General features: G+C 70.0%; 1 pseudogene. It reads right to left on the bottom strand.

Features of this window, described 5'->3' with window-relative positions:
- Positions 1-222: pseudogene (locus FS767_RS21735) on the bottom strand (thymidine phosphorylase); the annotation flags it as partial.
- Positions 223-357: the final 135 nt, after the last annotated feature.

Raw genomic sequence — 357 nt, 5'->3', positions numbered from 1 at the left:
CAGGTCCCAGCGCAGCACCTGGCCGCTGTCGCGCATGGCCAGGGTCAGGGCGGTGCGCTCGGCGGCGGTCATGCCGCGCAGCAGGGTGGCCATGGCGAAGGCGGCGATCTGGCCTTCGCTGAGGCTGTCGTCGACGATGCCGCGGACCAGCCGCTGGAGATCCTCAGCCGAGAGTTCCAGGCCATCGCGCTTCTGGCGGATAACCTCCTGGGCAAGCCACATGGGCGGACTCCTTAGAAGTCGTCGAAGGCGCCGGGCAGCAGCTCGGCCAGGGTCCAGGTGCGGGTACGGCCGGGTTCGCTGCCGCTGCAGACGATGGTCGCGTCGGGCGCCATCAACTCCAGCAGCACCTGGCGA

The sequence above is a fragment of the Pseudomonas sp. DE0010 genome (genome assembly GCF_007680745.1).
Lineage (GTDB): Bacteria > Pseudomonadota > Gammaproteobacteria > Pseudomonadales > Pseudomonadaceae > Aquipseudomonas > Aquipseudomonas parafulva_B.
The sequence above is the reverse complement of the archived record's forward strand: the minus strand, read 5'-3'. Positions and strand labels throughout refer to the sequence as shown.